We start from the raw sequence: 455 nt of genomic DNA, 5'->3' as shown, positions 1-455 counted from the left end.
ACACGCTGATTTGCCGCGCAGCACCTTCTATTACCAGAAGCAGGCTTTGGCTGCGAACGACAAGTATCAAAACGTAAAAACGCAGCTTAAAGCGCTATTTTCTGAGCATAAGGGGCGCTATGGATATCGGCGGATCATGCTGGCGCTCAGAAAAAAAGGCGAATGGCTGAATCACAAAACGGTTCAGCGTTTAATGCAAGAGCTGGGTTTGAAGTCGTGCGTTCGGCCTAAAAAGTACCGTTCATACAAGGGTGAATGCGGCAAAGTCGCACCAAATATATTGCAGCTGCAATTTAGTGCGGACAAGCCGAATCAGAAATGGGTGACGGATGTGACTGAGTTTAATGTGCAGGGAGAAAAGCTCTATTTATCGCCGGTGCTGGATTTATACAATGGGGAAATTATCGCTTTTGAAATGGCGCGTCGCCCAGTGTTTGCGCTGGTCAGTCAAATGC

At 47.7% G+C, this 455-nt stretch carries 1 protein-coding gene; it reads left to right on the top strand.

The genetic code is table 11. The features are described 5' to 3' along the window. Positions 1-455: IS3 family transposase (locus ACFQNF_RS18790; RefSeq protein WP_380189588.1), on the top strand; the 455-nt coding region annotated here is incomplete at both ends.

The organism is Iodobacter arcticus, assembly GCF_042664895.1.
Classification (GTDB): domain Bacteria; phylum Pseudomonadota; class Gammaproteobacteria; order Burkholderiales; family Chitinibacteraceae; genus Iodobacter; species Iodobacter arcticus.
Note: the sequence above shows the minus strand (reverse complement) of the source record. Positions and strands in the feature narration are given on the sequence as shown.